Here is a 16,880-nt window from a genome sequence, read left to right as displayed (position 1 = left end):
GCCGCGCAACAGCGGACAGATCGCGATATCAGTCGCCGTTCCGCCATTCAATTTCTGCCAATGTGCCGTCATGCACCCGCCAGTCTTCCGGCTTAGCCCTGAAGTTCGCAGGGTTTGCGGGGCGGTTACGTGTTCGAATTCGGGATGAAAGACTATGTCCGTCATGGATGCGATTGATGTCATCACGCCTCGGGCGCCTCGTGCCGCTTCCGGCTTCGAGAAGCCGTCCCTGATCGGGCTGTCACGCGAGGAGATGGGGGCGGCACTCCGGGAAAAGGGTGTGGCCGAGAAGCAGATCAAGATGCGCGTCTCGCAGCTCTGGAACTGGATCTATGTGCGCGGGGTCTCTGACTTCGACCATATGACGAATGTCGCCAAGGACATGCGGGAGATGCTGAAGCAGCATTTCACCATCGAACGTCCCGAGATCGTCGAGGAGCAGGTCTCCAACGACGGCACGCGCAAATGGCTGCTGCGCTTTCCCGCCCGCGGCGCCGGGCGTCCAGTCGAGATCGAGGCCGTCTACATTCCGGAAGAGGGCCGCGGCACGCTCTGCCTTTCCAGCCAGGTCGGCTGCACGCTCACCTGTTCCTTCTGTCATACCGGGACACAGCGTCTGGTGCGCAACCTGACGGCGGAGGAAATTCTTTCGCAGCTGCTGCTTGCCCGCGACCGGCTTGGGGATTTCCCGGACCGTGAAGCGCCGCAGGGCACGATCATGCCTGCCGAGGGCCGCAAGGTCAGCAACATCGTCATGATGGGCATGGGTGAGCCGCTTTATAACTTCGATGCCGTCAAACAGGCATTGCTGATCGCCACGGATGGTGACGGCCTGTCGCTGTCCAGGCGCCGCGTGACGCTTTCTACTTCTGGCGTTGTGCCGGAGATCTTCCGCACCGGCGAGGAAATCGGCGTCATGCTGGCGATTTCGCTGCATGCGGTGCGCGACGATCTGCGCGACCTTCTGGTTCCGATCAACAAGAAGTATCCGCTGAAGGAGCTGATCGAAGCCTGCCGGACCTATCCTGGCCTTTCGAACGCACGGCGCATCACCTTCGAGTATGTGATGCTGAAGGATGTCAACGACAGCCTGGAAGACGCCAAGGGGCTGATCAAGCTCCTGAAAGGCGTGCCGGCGAAGATCAACCTCATTCCGTTCAATCCTTGGCCCGGCACCAATTACCAGTGTTCGGACTGGGAGCAGATCGAGAAGTTCGCCGATTTCATCAATTCGGCAGGCTATGCCTCGCCGATCCGCACACCACGCGGTCGCGACATTCTTGCCGCCTGCGGCCAGCTGAAATCGGAGTCGGAACGCATGCGCAAGACCGATCGTTTGGCCTTCGAGGCGATGATGATTGCCAATCACGGCGCCGACGACTGATCAGCAAGTTTGATCCTCGCTACAATTCTCCGCGATTGATTTCAGGGGGCACTTTTCCTAAAAGTGCCCCCAAAATCATTCAGGAGAATCCCCATGCGCCCGATTTTGCTCGCTCTTGCCGCCACTTTGGCCCTTTCCCTGCCCGCAAAGGCCGATGATGTCACCGTCGCCGTGACGGCGATCGTCGAACATCCGGCGCTGGATGCGGCGCGCAAGGGCGTTCTCGATGCGCTTACGGCTGCCGGCTACAAGGAAGGCGAGAACCTGAAATTCGTGTTCGAATCGGCGCAGGGCAATCCGGCGACGGCAGCCCAGATCGCCCGCCAGTTCGCCGGTGACGAGCCCAATGTCATCGTGCCGATCTCGACACCCTCGGCCCAGGCCGTCGTCTCCTCGACGCGCGACATTCCTGTCGTCTTCACGGCCGTGTCCGATCCGCTCGGCGCCCAGCTCGTCAAGAACATGGACAAGCCCGGCGGCAATGTCACCGGCCTCTCCGATATGTCGCCGGTCGCCGAGCACCTCGCGCTGATCAAGGAAATCCTGCCCGATGTGAAAACCATCGGCTATCTCTACAATTCCGGCGAGGCGAATTCCGTTTCGCTGCTCGCCGTGTTGAAAGCTGAAGCCGAAAAGGCTGGCCTGAAGGTAGTCGAATCGGCTGCCACCAAATCGGCCGAGGTCCAGGGTGCGACACGCGCGCTCGTCGGCCGCGCCGATGTGATCTACATTCCGACCGACAACACGATCATCTCAGCGCTCGAAGGCGCTGTCGCGGTGGCCGAGGAGAGCAAGCTGCCGCTCTTTACCGCCGATACGGATTCGGTTTCGCGTGGATCGATCGCCGCCCTCGGCTTCAACTATTATGATGTCGGCAAGCAGACCGGCGAGATCGTCGTGCGTGTGCTGAAGGGCGAGAACCCGGGCGACATCGCGGTCAAGACTGCCGCCGGCAGCGACCTCGTCGTCAACAAGGCGGCGGCCGAGAAGATGGGGGTCACACTGCCGCAGAGCGTGCTTTCCCGCGCTAGCAAAGTCATCGAATAAACAAGGCGACTGCCGTCGCTGATCGAGTTTGCAGCCGCTCCCGTTCCACACGGGGGCGGCTGATGGTATTAAAAGCCTGATGTTTCGCGCAAGGCGCGGAGCGGAAACGGACAGAAGAGGGGCGGAAGCCTTGAGCCAAATCGCATTCTGGGGGGCCGTCGAACTCGGACTGGTCTATTCCTTCGTCGCTCTCGGCGTCTATCTCGCCTTCCGTGTTCTAGACTTTCCCGACCTGACGGTCGACGGCTCCTTTCCGCTTGGTGCGGCGGTGACGGCCGTGCTGATCATTGCCGGCGTCAATGCCTGGCTTGCAGCGCTGATCGCCATGGCGGCCGGTGCCGCCGCGGGCATGGTGACGGCGCTGCTCAACGTGCGCTTCAAGATCCTCAATTTGCTCGCCTCGATCCTGACGATGATCGCATTGTTTTCCGTCAATCTGCGCGTGATGGGCAAACCCAATGTCGCGCTGATCAATGCCGACACGATGATCAGCCCGTTCTTCGGCCATGGCCTTCGCGATTTCTACGTGCGGCCGCTTTTCGTCGGTGTTCTGGTCGTCATCGCGCTCATCCTGGTCTGGCGTTTCCTCGAGAGTGATGCCGGGCTGGCAATGCGGGCGACCGGCGCCAATGCAAGGATGGCGCGGGCCCAGGGTGTCGATACCAGCCGGCAGATCTATCTCGGCATGGCGATCTCGAATGCGCTGGTGGCGCTCGGCGGCGCCCTGTTTGCCCAGACGAACGGCTTTGCCGACGTCACCTCAGGCGTCGGCACGATCGTCGTCGGTCTGGCCGCCGTTATCATCGGCGAGACGCTGCTCGGGCGCCGCGGACTGCTGATCGCGCTGATCGGCTGCGTGCTCGGCTCGATCCTTTATCGCATCGCGATCCAGCTGGCGCTTTCGAGCGACGTCATCGGCCTGCAGGCGTCCGACCTCAATTTCGTGACGGCCGTGCTGGTGACCGTGGCGCTCATCCTTCCCCGTTTGCGCGGAGGTGCCGCGTCGTGATCAACCTCAAGAACATCAAGGTCGTTTTCGGGCGCGGCACGCCGCTGCAGAAGCAGGCGCTTTCGGGTGTCAGCCTGACGATCGAGGAAGGCTCCTTCGTTACCGTCATCGGCTCGAACGGCGCCGGCAAATCGACGCTGCTCGGTGTGCTCGCCGGCGATGTGCTGGCGAGCGAAGGGCAGGTGCTGATCGGCAGTGCCGACGTGACGCGCAAGACGACGGCGGCGCGCGCCGGGCTGGTCGCCCGTGTCTTCCAGGACCCGCTGACCGGGAGCTGCGGCGCCTTGTCGATTGAGGAAAACCTGGCGCTTGCGGCGCGCCGCGGCGAACGACGCGGGCTCGTCTCGGCGCTTGGCGCAAAACGGCGCGACCATTTTCGCGCGAGGATCGCCGAGCTCAATCTCGGGCTGGAGAACCGCATGAAGGACCGCATGGACCTGCTTTCCGGCGGCCAGCGCCAAGCGGTCTCGCTCGTCATGGCGACGCTGGCGGGCTCGGAAGTGCTGCTGCTCGACGAACATACGGCGGCGCTTGACCCCGGCATGGCGGAATTCATCATGGGCCTGACCCAGAAAATCGTTTCCGAGCGCAAGCTGACGACGCTGATGGTGACGCATTCGATGCGCCAGGCGCTCGATTATGGCCACCGCACGGTGATGCTGCATGGCGGCGAGATCGTGCTCGATGTCGCCGGCGACAGCCGCAAGACATTGCAGGTCGAGGATCTGATCGCGATGTTCCGCAAGATGCGCGGCCAGACGCTGGATGACGATGCGTTGCTGATCGGCTAGGCCGACAGCGAGCTGATCGGTTAGCGGGCAGCTGATCGTTTCACGACTCCTCAGAAGCCAGGGGAACCGTCATCAAGAGCAGACTTCCACCAGCACGCGATGGCCGTACTGGTTGAGCCATTCCGGCTGGCATTGTTCCGGGTCATAGTCGTCATCGCCGAAGAACAGACGATTTCTATCATGGAAGGCGAAACGGCCGTCGCGGTGTCCGCTAAAATGGCCGGCTCCGCCGAAATGATGCGCTCCGAAGCCGCGATCGGCGAAATTGCCGCCGCCCATATGCGCACCACCGCCGAAATGGCCGCCATCCCGCGAGAAGCCGTCACCGCCATGGCCTTCGCCGCCGTGAGCTAAGGCAGGTGTTGTCGCTGTAAGGGACGTGGCGGCAAGCGTCAGCGCAACAACTCCTGCCGTTATGATATTGCGGAACATAATCATGGGCTTATCCTTTCAAGGCAGCTCTTCGAGCCGTAAAGGATATGTGGGCAGCGAAGGTGGCGTGGCCTAGCCACAATTGCCGACTTACGATCATATGTTGATCACAAGTAATCGCGCGAAAGGCATGGAATAAATTTGGAAGATGACGAAATTCGCGGTCACAGCCTGCTCCGGCGTGGCGTCTCGCGAATATTGGTGTAGCTGGCGGCGGATCGTTTCACGACCTCGGGCGGATCGATCAACCGACCTCGGGCGGATCGATCAACCGACCGCGGGCGGATCGATAAGCCGACCGCGGGCTATTTCGCCTGGGTGAGCAGGATCTTCGCAGCGAAGACCGAGAAGACGCCGGCGAAGGTGTAGTCCATGCCGCGGAGCACTTTCTTGTTGTTCTGCAGCCATGAGGCCAGCCAGTCGGCGGCAAAGACGACGCTGGCGTTGACCGGCATGCCGATCAGGATGAAGCAGAAGCCGAGAAAGAGCAGCTTTTGGGTGACGGCCGGATCGCCGGCGCTGACGAATTGCGGCAGGAAGGTCATGAAGAAGATGATGACCTTGGGGTTCAGAAGATTGACCCAGAAGCCCGAGGAGATGTTGGAAAGTGGCGTGCCCTTCTGCTCCTCGACCTTGGCGACGGTGAGCTTCGAGCCGAAGCGGATAGCCTGCACCGCCAGCCAGAGCAGATAGGCGGCACCGCCGGTCTTCAGGATCAGGAAGGCGGTCGGCGAGGCGGTGATCAGCGCCGAAATGCCGAAAGCGACCAGCATGGTGTGGACGACGATGCCGAGGCTGGTGCCGACGACAACGAAGAGCGCCGCCTTTTTGCCCTGGGCCAGCGCGCGGCTAATCGACAGCGTCATGTCGGGGCCTGGGGTCGCTGCAAGCAGCAGCGTCGCGGCGGCGAAGGCCAGAAGGGTCGGCAGGCTGGGCAGGAAATCCATGACACGCTCCGAAAGCCGGAAAGATCCGACGATCTCTTACCCGGCTTTCGGAAAATTACCAATCAAACCTTCTGATGGCGCCGATTACTTCTGGTCGAGGAAGGCCTTGAACTTGTCGGCATAATCCTTGTGCCAGCGTGACAGCGGCGGCCGGTTCTCGACGATATCGCCGGCTGCCCAGAGCATGCGGCGCTCGTCGACCGGACGCGCGACATCATTGTCGGGGCAAAGGATATAGAAATCGCCGCGTTCGAGGCTCACGACCATGAAATCGACGGTCTGCTCCGGCGTCCAGGCGGCGGCCGGTTTCTCCGCGCGATCGCCCTTGGTGAGGCCGGTGAAGACGAAGCCGGGGATCAGAAGATGGGCGGAGATCTTTCCGCCTTCGGTATTGCGAAGCTCATGCTGCAATGCTTCGGTGAAGACTTTCACGCCCGATTTGGAGATATTGTAGGCGGGATTGCCGGGCGGCGTGGTGATGCCCTGCTTGGAGCCGGTGTTGATGATCAGGCCCGGCTCGCCGTGCGACAGCATCTTCGGGCCGAAGGTGCGCGTGCCGTTGATCACGCCCATCAGGTTGACGGCGAAGATATTGTCCCAGTTCGCCTGCGGGCTGAAGATCGAGGTTTCCGGGCCGATACCGGCATTGTTCATCAGCACGTGCACACGGCCGAAACGCTGGAGGACGGCGCGCTCAAGCGATTCCAGCGAGTCTCTGCTGGCGACGTCGGTCTCGACCGCCATCACATTTTCCTCGCCGGCGATGGCCTTGAGTTCGTTGGCGGCGTCGGCCAGCCGATCGCCGCCGAGATCGGCAATGGCGACGCTCATGCCGCGTCCGGCGAAATATTTCGCCGCGGCAAGGCCGATGCCGGAGGCGCCGCCGGTGATGACGGCAACATTGGATGTCTTGAAAATGTCTTGAATATTCGTCACGGGGGCAGCCTCTCCTCGAGCATTTGCGGACGCTGGCGAATATGGGCTCCGCTTTCTCCCTGTCAAACGCTATCGGCACCATCACCGTCGCACTTGCCCTTGCGTCACGCGCCAATCTCGCTAAAAGTGCCGCGATACCGGGTTTTGCCGGCCTTTTATGCAACGGACCTCATCATCATGGCATCATACAAAGACGTGAAGAAAGTCGTTCTCGCCTATTCCGGCGGTCTCGACACCTCGATCATCCTGAAGTGGCTGCAGACGGAGCTCGGCGCCGAAGTCGTCACCTTCACCGCCGATCTCGGCCAGGGCGAAGAGCTGGAGCCGGCGCGCAAGAAGGCCGAGATGCTCGGCATCAAGGAGATCTATATCGAGGATGTGCGCGAGGAATTCGTGCGCGATTTCGTCTTCCCGATGTTCCGTGCCAATGCCGTCTACGAGGGCGTCTACCTGCTCGGCACGTCGATCGCCCGTCCGTTGATTTCCAAGCACCTGATCGATATCGCCAAGAAGACCGGCGCCGATGCGATCGCCCACGGCGCGACCGGCAAGGGCAACGACCAGGTCCGTTTCGAGCTCTCCGCCTATGCCCTGAACCCCGACATCAAGATCATCGCGCCGTGGCGCGACTGGGCGTTCAAGAGCCGCACGGATCTGCTCGCCTTTGCCGAACAGCATCAGATCCCGGTTGCCAAGGACAAGATGGGCGAGGCGCCGTTCTCGGTCGACGCCAACCTTCTGCATTCCTCTTCCGAAGGCAAGGTTCTCGAGGACCCCTCCCAGGAGGCGCCTGAATATGTGCATATGCGCACCATTTCGCCTGAGGCAGCCCCCGACAAGGCAACGACCATCAAGGTCGGCTTCGAAAAGGGTGATGCGGTTTCGATCAACGGCGTGCGCATGAGCCCGGCGACGCTCTTGGCTGCGCTCAACAATTACGGCCGCGACAACGGTATCGGCCGTCTCGACCTCGTCGAAAACCGTTTTGTCGGCATGAAGTCGCGCGGCGTCTACGAGACGCCAGGCGGCACGATCCTGCTTACGGCGCACCGCGCCATCGAATCGATCACGCTCGATCGTGGTGCCGCCCATCTCAAGGACGACATCATGCCGCGTTACGCCGAGCTGATCTATTACGGCTTCTGGTTCTCGCCGGAGCGCGAGATGCTGCAGGCGCTGATCGACAAGAGCCAGGAGCATGTCGATGGCGAAGTGACGCTGAAGCTCTACAAGGGCAATGTCATGGTCATCGGCCGCGAAAGCGAAAAGTCGCTCTATTCCGACAAGCTCGTCACCTTCGAGGATGATCAGGGCGCCTACGACCAGAAGGATGCGGCCGGCTTCATCAAACTCAATGCGCTGCGCCTGCGCACGCTCGCCAAGCGCAACCTCGCGAAGTAATCACGGTTCGCTTTTCGAACCGGATATGAGCCCGCCGGCATTGCCGTGCGGGCTTTTTCGTGGAGTGAGGTAGCAAACGCCACCAAATTCATAGAGCGTTTTGGATGGCCGGATTGCATCGACAACGGACATCGGCTCGGCTTGGATAGACGACCGCTAGGGGGCCGTTTTCTGAAGGTCCGCTATCCGCAGGGTGCGGCGGATAGCTGTCATTCGACTCTCCCCGAAGGCAAAGAAGCGAAGCTTTTAATCTCACCCTTTCCGACGCAGTTTCTCGCGGAATTTGGCAAGCTCGTGAACAGGTGGAGCGGTCTCCCCTTCCGGTATGATAACATCGTCGTCCGACCGTACGGCCACCATATCGACGTCATGCGGACCGATCTGCCAGGCTTCCCGCACCTGGAATTTTTGCTTGAGGATCGCGAGTTCCATGCGAAGTTCCGGCAGGCCCGACTCACCAAAAACAGCGGGAACGAGAAAATAAGCTCCGCAGGCCTTCAGGTGTTCGAAGAACATCTCAAGGTTCCGATGATTATCCACCATCATCGTATTCATACGGGACGTATTGACGAATACCTTCCCGGGTTCTCCTGACAGCGTGCCGAAGTCCTGTGTAATGTGCCCTCTGTAATGAAACGGGTTCTGGCGATCTATGCCTTTGATGACCGAAATATGAATTTCATCTTGGCTGTCTTCTCTGCCGAAACGGGCATGCCAGTCCTTGAAAATTGCTTCGCCCTTTGATGCATTTGCAAACATCAAGCCAAGAAACGGCGGTTCGCCCGGCACTGTCACTCCGTACATCATACCTTTCCACTCAGCAGCGTCCCAAAGCCGTGGATTGATGATTGCTCGAACGACCACATCACTGTGGCTGCGAATTTCACCGAAAACCTGCGGCACCTCTTCTTCATCGTCGCCTTCGAGCGCCGGTAGTTCTATTGCTGCTGGCCTCGCAGGCGCATCCGATGCCATTGGAAATTTCTGAATGATGTAGTCACCCCAATCGGAAATACGGCCTGCATGGGTTCCGAACACCCTGTTTCTGGAAATGCCGGCACGGCAAAACAATGTGGCGCGCTCGAACACGTTCTCGGTTCTCACCAATTCTTCGATGGTCTCGGCGGCATCGCGCAGCATAGCCACGCTCGCCAAGGCATGGATGCAGGAGAAAATTAGGTGTTTGTTGTACTTCCCGATATTGCCTATTTCAGCAAGCCGCCAATCCGCCGGGACACAAACCTCCATCATGAAATCATCATCTTCGGCGACCGATGCTTCCTGAATGTTGTCTAGCTGCCGAATCCGAACCCTGAACTTTTCTGTATGTGGAAACGCCCCGGCATTGAGCAGTGTTGCCGCAAATCCCTCAAATGCTGCGGCATACGTTTCGGCCTGTAGAACCCCTTCAAGCGTGTTCGAGGCCTCGATTCTAATCTCCACGCCCAGTATTTTGGTTCGAACGCCGCTGAACGCCTCATCAAAGAGTACGACTTTGTTCGGGAGGCTGCCACATGCAGGCTGTGAGGCCAGGAACGTCATCATTTCATGGATTTCGTGATCGTCTGTCTCTTCGGGAATTGAACCGTCCGCCTTCAGCTCATCAATGTGTCCGAGGCGGTAGAGCAGAGCCACACGTGCCGAAAACAGCGTCAACCCGTCCAGAACATCGGGCAAGCTCTCCAATCTGCGGATTTCTTCGGGCGGCTGAATTATGAGCAGGCAAGCGAGCAATTGATCAAACTGACTGATCTGGTTCTTCAGCCTCTCCCCGCTCTCATCATCCAGCGGAGCATTGCTTCCGATAGCCTGTAGAAAGCGAATGGCGCTGAGGACATCCATGATATGGCCTAGCTGCAAAGACAGCATTGCGAACAGGTTTAGCGCCGGGATCGTTTCGACCCGCAAATCTCCCTCAGTTTCCGACAACGCGAAATACTGGATGATTGAAGCCAGAGCAGCAGCGCGGGCTGCCCAGCGAAGACCGGCCCCGCGATAGCCTACCGCCAAGTAATAGAGCGCCTTGGCCTGATCCTCCCTGCTTTCGTCTTTCGAAAGATGTATGACGGCACGGCCAAGCCATTTTATGCCGTCAACAGGTTTTTCAGCAGCGAGCTTGCGTTCACCTTGCTGCAAATAGAGGCTTCCAGCCTTAATCTCTTTGCTCCGCTCGGCCATGAATTCCGCAAGCTTTTCGACCAGGGTATCGAAAGCTTTGCTATCTGGTGCGCTTCCACCAATTGCCTCGACCATGGTTTCCAGCAAATCAGCCGGAAACTCTGCCAAGCCCTCTGCTCTATCAATGATCCCGCAGAGGGCCTGCCAAATTTCGTCCAGATTTTCCCGCTCCGCGGAAAGGGACATTTCACTCATACGGTGAAAGACAAGCAGCGTCTCCGCATGCAAGGCATTGTTGGGGCGGGTTTCATCGGCAGCGAGTTCTAAAAGCTTTTCCTTCAGCCGTTTTGACCTATCAACAAAGGATAATTCTTCGGGGGTTTCATGACCTTGGAAGACCCTGCCCACCAAAAGCTGATGGAGATTGCAGACTTTGCTGATGTGGACGGCGTGCCCGCTCGCAAAGGCAATGGCCTCGACCTGTTCGTATTTATCCTGAATGGTCTCGATATCATCGAACCACCAAAACGCCGTCCAAGCATGCTCGTACACCGCACGTAGATGCTGGTAGCTCGCGCCGTATTTCTTTGCGTGGTCAATTGCTCGCTTAAAGCGGCCTTCTGTCTCAAACCGAGGCCTTTCGAGTTCTCTTGAGAGCCGTGCAGCTTCAAATGTATCAGAAACCGCCTGGGTCTGCTCTTGAGCGGTCGAGCCCAGTTTCTTCAGGCCGGCTTCCAGTTCATCCAGTGCCTGCTGGCGCTTGAAATCTCTCGGTCCGAGCTTGATGTTGTCGGGTTGATGTTCTCCGGCTTTCAAGTGCTCGTAGGCGAGGTCTTTATGACCGTGGGAAAATATGCGGTCAATGATCCACTCCCGGTCAAGAATTGCGACCTTAACGCCATGTTCCTTATGCAATTCGTCTTCTATCCGAAGACGATCACGCTGCCGTGCAGGGCGGTTTGTAAAGAAGATGATCCGGTCATAGCCACGCTCTGTTCCAACGATCCCTTTGACATCGGAACGCACCTTATCGGACCAGGCTTTCTTTGCGCTGAATGCAAATCCCCATCGCTCTGTGCCGCTTTTCCCGTCGCCAACATACCAACGTTCTGAAATTCGCTCATCAACCGGATAGGTCTCTGTGTCCACCTTGCCATCTCCCCCGCCTTCCGGCCCTGTTTGGGGGCGCAAGTTGGGGCAAAGTTCCCGCTCGCTCAATTTGCGGCAGAAGATTTCGAAATCCTTGTGCTGGTTGCGATCGGTGAGCGTGTCCAGATGGTGGCTCAGCTCGGATTCGCTCAGCCTATAGGCGTCAGTGCATTCGCTATCTGAATAGAGATAAGGGCGCCTGACCCGCATCATTTCAGACGGTGTGGGGAAGCGACTCATCTTTGTTTCCTCTACTCGAAAGCATAGCAGATTCCATTACCCTCACTCCATGATTGCAGTCCGGTTTTATTGCACATTTCTCTTTAGCCCACCGCCATAGCCGGATAGGGCACATTGTAGACCGGCCGTTGCCGACCCCCAGCTGTTGCTCCATCCCAGCTTATCCCGCGCGCGGCATTCTTTCATAAGTGCTCAGATGTTGCGGTTCCGAATGCGGGTCAGGAGCCGGCACGTTGCGCCTGATTGCTATGAGCAAATATAGATAGGCTTGACCGCTATCGTCAGGCTTGGCATACAGAGCATGGCCCTACACGCGGGCCGGTGTGCCCGCCACGCAAAGCTATGTCAGCGTTTAAATTCTAAAAGTGTCACTCCATGCCAACGGGCATGGGTCTGGCCATTAGCGGGCACATGGTCGGATCAATCCAGGATTTGGATAATGACCGAAACAAATGAATTTCGCAGACTTAAGGCTCTGGCAAAGCGATACGCGCGCGCAAACAGGATCGCGCAACATCAGGCCCTTGACCTGATAGCGGGGGAACTGGGTTTCCCTCACTGGACCAAGCTCATCGCTGCCAGCAAGAAAGGTTGGCAGATCGCTACCGAACAAATGGCGGGCCTCGAAACCTTCGTCAAGCGCCCCCTCCCGGCGGCAACCTTCCGGAACGGTGATCCCGAAACCATGAACCGGCGCTTCGCATACCTCGAACAGGCCGAACAAGGCATGATTGGGGATCATGCATATCGGCTTCAAGAGGTTTTTCACGACGTCATCATAGCAGGTGAAGGATGGAGCATCAGAGTGCCAGAGAACCCTGGCGTGCCCCCGATCGTCGAGACATTTGCGGATCAGGAAGCGGAATGCCCTGTCCTTGATCCAGAATTCTTGCAGAAAGCACTCAGTCTGGCCAGAGATCGGGCTCTTCAGGTTCGTGCGGAAATCTCTGCCGATTGGCCTCGACGGTCTACCAAACCTGACCTTAGTGGTGTGGTTCGACATCCGCTAGGCCGCGGCGAGTCGGCCGTGTGGTTCTGTCTACATTGCGATGGAAAGATCACCGGCGCCCAGATCGCTCAGAACCTCTGGCATTGCCCGGGATGCGGGGCATCGCCTCTCGACATCTTTGACACGCCATTCTGGTCTGATGATGACGGCAAGTCTTTCCTCCCGGTGAAAGCTGACGGTGCCGTGGATAGAGACGAGCCCGATTCCCGGATTGTCGATGGCAGGCCCAAGCTCGACCTGAATGAAGAGAAGATTATTCTGCTCATCCGCAGCGCTTTGCTTGATGACGCTACCAACATCAGCGAGAAGCTGGGCGCTCTTCAGGCTGAGATCAGTGTCGATGACGAGAATGGCGTCGGGATTGTTCTTGAGGAAGATTTGTGGCCGGAGGGCAAGGACCCCGTTCAGGCTCTGGCTGTAGCGGAGCTACTAGATCTCGAGGTTGAACTTGTCTCGAGTTGGTCCACGATACCTTTCGCCTGGCCGGGCCTGGGCGAGATAGCCTCTAGCACGAGTGAGTATACGCAAATGATGCTGGACGCCTATGCTCAGTATGGCGGCTCACCGGATCGGAAACCGAAGGAATCGTAATCCGACTGCGACCAACCCCCTTTGCCCACAGAGCTATGTTAATGGGTAGGCGCGTTGGTCGCGACCGCTCCCCGCCCCATCATCGACGATGAGGCGGTTTGAGCTGAAGGGCTGCTTTTGGGACATCGTGGAACTGGACTCAACGGCCGAGAAGAGAGCGCAAAGCAGCCGCATCCTTCAACAACGAACAGATGTCCGCCTCGGGCCGAAAGCCGCCTCCGGTAGCGTTTGCTACCTGATCCCACTCTTCGTGCCAGCGCACCACCCTTGACGAACGCCCGTGATCGCCTAGTCTGCTGCCATCATCCTCCGGAGCATTTCCATGACGCAGTCTTTGCTCTTCGGCGCCTTTCTGGCGGCGCTCTTTTATGTGCTCATTCCGGGACCCGCCTTTTTGCAGCTGCTCGGCATCGGCGCCGGGCAGGGGCGCAAGGCCGGCGCCTTCTTCATGATGGGGCATCTGGTCGGGGATCTCATCTGGTCGTCGCTGGCGCTGATCGCGATCGTCGGCGCAAAGACGATCGGAACCTTCGTCTTCGACCTGCTCGGCCTTGCCTGCGGTTTCTACCTTGCCTGGATCGGCTGGAGCGCCGTCAATGCCAAGCCGAAAGCGGAAGGGCAGGCGCTTGTTGTGGTCGAGCAGCCGTTTCGCCGTGGTCTGATCTTCGGCGTCACCAATCCGAAGGGTTATCCGGTGGCGCTCGCCACCTTCACCGCACTGGTTGCAGGCTCGGCCGGCGCGCTCGATTTCGAGGCGCTGCCGGTGCTGCTCGTCGTGTCGTTCGTCGGTTTCGTGACGGCCGACATCATCCTGATCGGCATCATCGGCGCCGGTACGGTGCGGCGCTTCTATCGCGCCCATGAACGGCTGATCGTGCGCTGCTCCGGCGTGCTTTTCATGGGATTTGCCGCCCAGGCGCTCTGGCACGCAACGCCCGGCCTGCTCGGCTGGCGCAAGGCCTGACCTAGATTTTCGGCATCATGCCCCGATCAGCCATCCAGGAAATTGACGATCGATTTCAGCGTCTGGACCTCGTCAGCATCGCCGATCGACATGGCGATCTGCAGCTGGTTCTTGTAATAGTCGAGGAAATTGAAGCTGGTGCCGTCGGTGACGCTGGAGAGATCGACGATGTTGCCGAGCGGATCGATCGCATGCATCGGCAGCGGTTCGGAGATCGCGGCGTAGGTGTTCTGATCGATCAGGCCGCTGTCGAAACTCTGGCGTGCGTAATTGCGCAGTTCCCCAGGGCTGACCGCGGTGAAATCCGGGCCTTCGCCAACTTCGTCTTCGAACTGGAACGAGGCCGGGGCGGGAGCTCTGGTCTCGATTTCAATATCAGAGGTCTTCGAACTTTTTGCGTTATTAGGATTGTTTTTAAAAAGCAAACTCTGAGAGGACCGCACAGAAAAAATTTCCATGGCGCATGTCCCCTTACAAGAAGAACATGAGGAACGTAGCGCTTACGCGTGATTCGCGTCAATCGTTAACGATTGGTTAATTTTCACGTATCAATTGTTGTCCACCAGATTTGATAGGCGAGCCAAAAAGGCCCTTCCGGCAACATACCAATTCTCTGACGGCTCTCCTATATTGACGATCCACTTGCATGCCAAAAAGGAATTCTTCGATGTCTTCTCCCCATGATTTCAATCCGGCGCTGGTAACCTGGGACGGTCTTCACGGCCTGCCGCGTTTCGACGCATTGAATGACGGCGATTTCGCCGCTGCCTTCGAAGCAGCGCTTGCCGCGCATGAAAGGGAGATCGATGAGATCGCCGGAAACGCCGATGCGCCGACATTCGAGAATACGGTCGCGGCGCTGGAGATTGCCGGCGACGCGCTGTCGCGTGTTTCGTCGCTGTTCTGGAACAAGGCGGGCGCCCATACCAATGATGTGATCCAGGCGCTGGAGCGGGAGATCTCGCCGAAGATGTCGCGCCACTATTCGAAGATCGGGATGAATGCAGCGCTTTTTGCCCGCATCGACACGCTCTGGGAGAGCCGCGACAGCCTCGGCCTGACGCTCGAACAGACACGGGTGCTGGAACGCCACTGGAAAGGCTTCGTCAAATCGGGCGCCAAGCTTGAAAAGGCCGAGCAGGAAAAACTCGCCACGATCAATGAAAAGCTTGCCGGCCTCGGCACGCAATTCGGCCAGAACGTGCTGGCCGACGAAAAGGCCTGGGCACTGGTCCTTTCCGACGGCGCCGAGCTCGAGGGCCTGCCGGAATTCCTTCGCGACGCGATGGCGGGGGCAGCGCGCGAACGCGGCGAGGAGGGCAAATATGCGGTGACGCTGTCGCGCTCGATCATCGAGCCGTTCCTCACCTTTTCGGAGCGCCGCGATCTGCGCGAGCAGGCATTCAAGGCGTGGGTGGCGCGCGGCGAAAATGACGGTGAGACGGACAATCGCGCCGTCATCAGGGAAACGCTGGCGCTGCGCCATCAGGTGGCGACGCTGCTTGGCTACGGCAACTTCGCCGAGTTGAAGCTCGACAATACGATGGCGAAGACGGCGGATGCGGTGAACGGCCTGCTGAGGGCCGTCTGGGCGCGGGCGGTGAAACGCGCCGGCGAGGAGGAGATCGATATCGCGGCACTGATCGCCGAGGAGGGCCGGAACCATGAGGTCATGCCCTGGGACTGGCGCCACTATGCCGAAAAGATCCGGGCGCGGAAGTTCGACTTCTCCGAAACCGAGCTCAAGCCTTATCTGCAGCTCGAGAAGATTATCGAAGCCTGCTTCGACGTCGCCGGCCGACTGTTCGGCGTCCGGGCCGTCGAGAAGAAGGGCGTCGCCGCCTATCACCCTGACGTTAGGGTGTTCGAAATCAGGGACCACGAAGACAAGCTCGTCGCCCTCTTCCTCGGCGATTATTTCGCCCGCAGTTCGAAACGATCAGGCGCCTGGATGAGCTCGCTGCAATCGCAGCACAGGCTGGAACTGAAGAACGGCCGCCACGGCGAATTGCCGATCATCTATAATGTCTGCAACTTCGCCAAGCCGGCGGAAGGCAAGCCGGCGCTGCTTTCGCTCGACGATGCCCGCACGCTATTCCACGAATTCGGCCATGCGCTGCACGGCATGCTTTCGAACGTCACCTATCCCTCGGTTGCGGGCACCGGCGTCTCTCGCGATTTCGTCGAACTGCCGTCGCAGCTCTATGAGCACTGGTTGACGGTGCCCGCTATCCTGAAGCGTTACGCCGTGCATGTCGAAACCGGCGAGCCGATGCCGCAGGCCCTGCTCGACAAGGTGCTTGCCGCCCGGACCTTCAATGCCGGCTTCAATACCGTCGAGTTCACCTCGTCGGCGCTGGTCGACATGGCGTTTCACACGAGAACGGCCGTCGAGGACCCGATGGCGGTGCAGGCGGAGGTACTGGCCGAGATCGGCATGCCGAAGTCGATCGTCATGCGCCATGCGACGCCGCACTTCCAGCACATCTTTTCGGGAGGCTATTCGGCCGGCTATTACTCCTACATGTGGTCGGAGGTGCTCGACGCCGACGCCTTTGCCGCCTTCGAGGAGACGGGAGACGCCTTCAACGGCGAGATGGCGCGCAAGCTCAAGGACAATATCTATTCCGTCGGCGGTTCGGTCGATCCGGAAGACGCATACAAGGCCTTCCGCGGCAAGCTGCCGAGCCCGGATGCGATGCTTGTCAAAAAGGGACTTTCGACCTTCGAGGAATTGACAGGCAGCGACGCCTAAGACAATTTGATGACATGCCATGGTGCGGCGGGGCGACAGCCCTGCCGCAGCTTTTGCGCGTTCCCCCCTTTCGCAAACGCAAAAAAAACTGTATGGACGCCCCAAAC

At 59.1% G+C, this 16,880-nt stretch carries 13 protein-coding genes; 8 read left to right on the top strand and 5 right to left on the bottom strand.

Features of this window, described 5'->3' with window-relative positions; translation table 11 throughout:
• Positions 1-154 precede the first annotated feature (154 nt).
• The 4 genes from rlmN (at position 155) to AC245Y_RS20890 (ending at position 4,231) form a co-directional block, all read left to right on the top strand.
• Positions 155-1,384 carry a dual-specificity RNA methyltransferase RlmN gene (gene rlmN / locus AC245Y_RS20905; protein ID WP_017995432.1) on the top strand — a complete coding sequence of 410 codons (1,230 nt, stop codon included), beginning with the start codon at positions 155-157 and terminating at the stop codon, positions 1,382-1,384.
• A gap of 93 nt (positions 1,385-1,477) precedes the next feature.
• Complete coding sequence (locus AC245Y_RS20900; RefSeq protein ID WP_017995431.1) at positions 1,478-2,431, top strand: ABC transporter substrate-binding protein; 954 nt, start codon at positions 1,478-1,480, stop codon at positions 2,429-2,431.
• Positions 2,432-2,561: 130 nt separating this feature from the next.
• The gene (locus AC245Y_RS20895) at positions 2,562-3,440 is read left to right on the top strand and encodes an ABC transporter permease (protein WP_011653881.1); all 879 of its coding nucleotides are present in this window, start codon (positions 2,562-2,564) and stop codon (positions 3,438-3,440) included.
• Positions 3,437-4,231, top strand: a complete 795-nt coding sequence (locus AC245Y_RS20890) for an ABC transporter ATP-binding protein (RefSeq protein WP_017995430.1) — start codon at positions 3,437-3,439, stop codon at positions 4,229-4,231. The genes AC245Y_RS20895 and AC245Y_RS20890 overlap by 4 nt, the downstream gene beginning before the upstream one ends.
• 72 nt (positions 4,232-4,303) lie before the next feature.
• On the opposite strand, the gene AC245Y_RS20885 is transcribed toward AC245Y_RS20890, so the two are convergent.
• The 3 genes from AC245Y_RS20885 to AC245Y_RS20875 all read right to left on the bottom strand — a co-directional run bounded on the left by AC245Y_RS20885 (position 4,304) and on the right by AC245Y_RS20875 (position 6,546).
• Complete coding sequence (locus tag AC245Y_RS20885) at positions 4,304-4,669, bottom strand: hypothetical protein (RefSeq protein WP_080634393.1); 366 nt, start codon at positions 4,667-4,669, stop codon at positions 4,304-4,306.
• A gap of 299 nt (positions 4,670-4,968) precedes the next feature.
• Positions 4,969-5,610, bottom strand: coding sequence for a LysE family translocator (locus tag AC245Y_RS20880; RefSeq protein ID WP_017995428.1), 642 nt, complete (start codon positions 5,608-5,610; stop codon positions 4,969-4,971).
• Between the two features lie 84 nt (positions 5,611-5,694).
• Complete coding sequence (locus AC245Y_RS20875; RefSeq protein ID WP_017995427.1) at positions 5,695-6,546, bottom strand: SDR family NAD(P)-dependent oxidoreductase; 852 nt, start codon at positions 6,544-6,546, stop codon at positions 5,695-5,697.
• 177 nt (positions 6,547-6,723) lie between these two features.
• Here AC245Y_RS20875 and AC245Y_RS20870 point away from each other — a divergent pair, with 177 nt between their 5' ends.
• Positions 6,724-7,947, top strand: coding sequence for an argininosuccinate synthase (locus AC245Y_RS20870; RefSeq protein WP_026157498.1), 1,224 nt, complete (start codon positions 6,724-6,726; stop codon positions 7,945-7,947).
• A gap of 252 nt (positions 7,948-8,199) precedes the next feature.
• Here AC245Y_RS20870 and AC245Y_RS20865 read toward each other — a convergent pair whose 3' ends face one another.
• Entirely contained in the window at positions 8,200-11,454 is a 3,255-nt protein-coding gene (locus tag AC245Y_RS20865) for a tetratricopeptide repeat protein (RefSeq protein WP_157628343.1), read from the bottom strand.
• 439 nt (positions 11,455-11,893) lie between these two features.
• On the opposite strand from AC245Y_RS20865, the gene AC245Y_RS20860 reads away from it, so the two are divergent.
• The gene (locus AC245Y_RS20860) at positions 11,894-13,054 is read left to right on the top strand and encodes a hypothetical protein (RefSeq protein WP_017995424.1); all 1,161 of its coding nucleotides are present in this window, start codon (positions 11,894-11,896) and stop codon (positions 13,052-13,054) included.
• A 322-nt stretch (positions 13,055-13,376) separates the two neighbouring features.
• Positions 13,377-14,018, top strand: coding sequence for a LysE family translocator (locus AC245Y_RS20855; RefSeq protein WP_017995423.1), 642 nt, complete (start codon positions 13,377-13,379; stop codon positions 14,016-14,018).
• 26 nt (positions 14,019-14,044) lie between these two features.
• Here AC245Y_RS20855 and AC245Y_RS20850 read toward each other — a convergent pair whose 3' ends face one another.
• On the bottom strand, positions 14,045-14,476 hold the full coding sequence (locus AC245Y_RS20850) for a hypothetical protein (RefSeq protein WP_017995422.1): 432 nt from the start codon (positions 14,474-14,476) through the stop codon (positions 14,045-14,047).
• A 209-nt stretch (positions 14,477-14,685) separates the two neighbouring features.
• Between AC245Y_RS20850 and AC245Y_RS20845 the strand changes: the two genes are divergently transcribed.
• A complete protein-coding gene (locus tag AC245Y_RS20845; RefSeq protein WP_017995421.1) occupies positions 14,686-16,773 on the top strand; it encodes a M3 family metallopeptidase in 2,088 nt (695 codons plus the stop codon).
• Positions 16,774-16,880 lie beyond the last annotated feature (107 nt).

It is taken from the genome of Rhizobium sp. SRDI943 (assembly GCF_057653695.1).
Note: the sequence above shows the minus strand (reverse complement) of the source record. Positions and strands in the feature narration are given on the sequence as shown.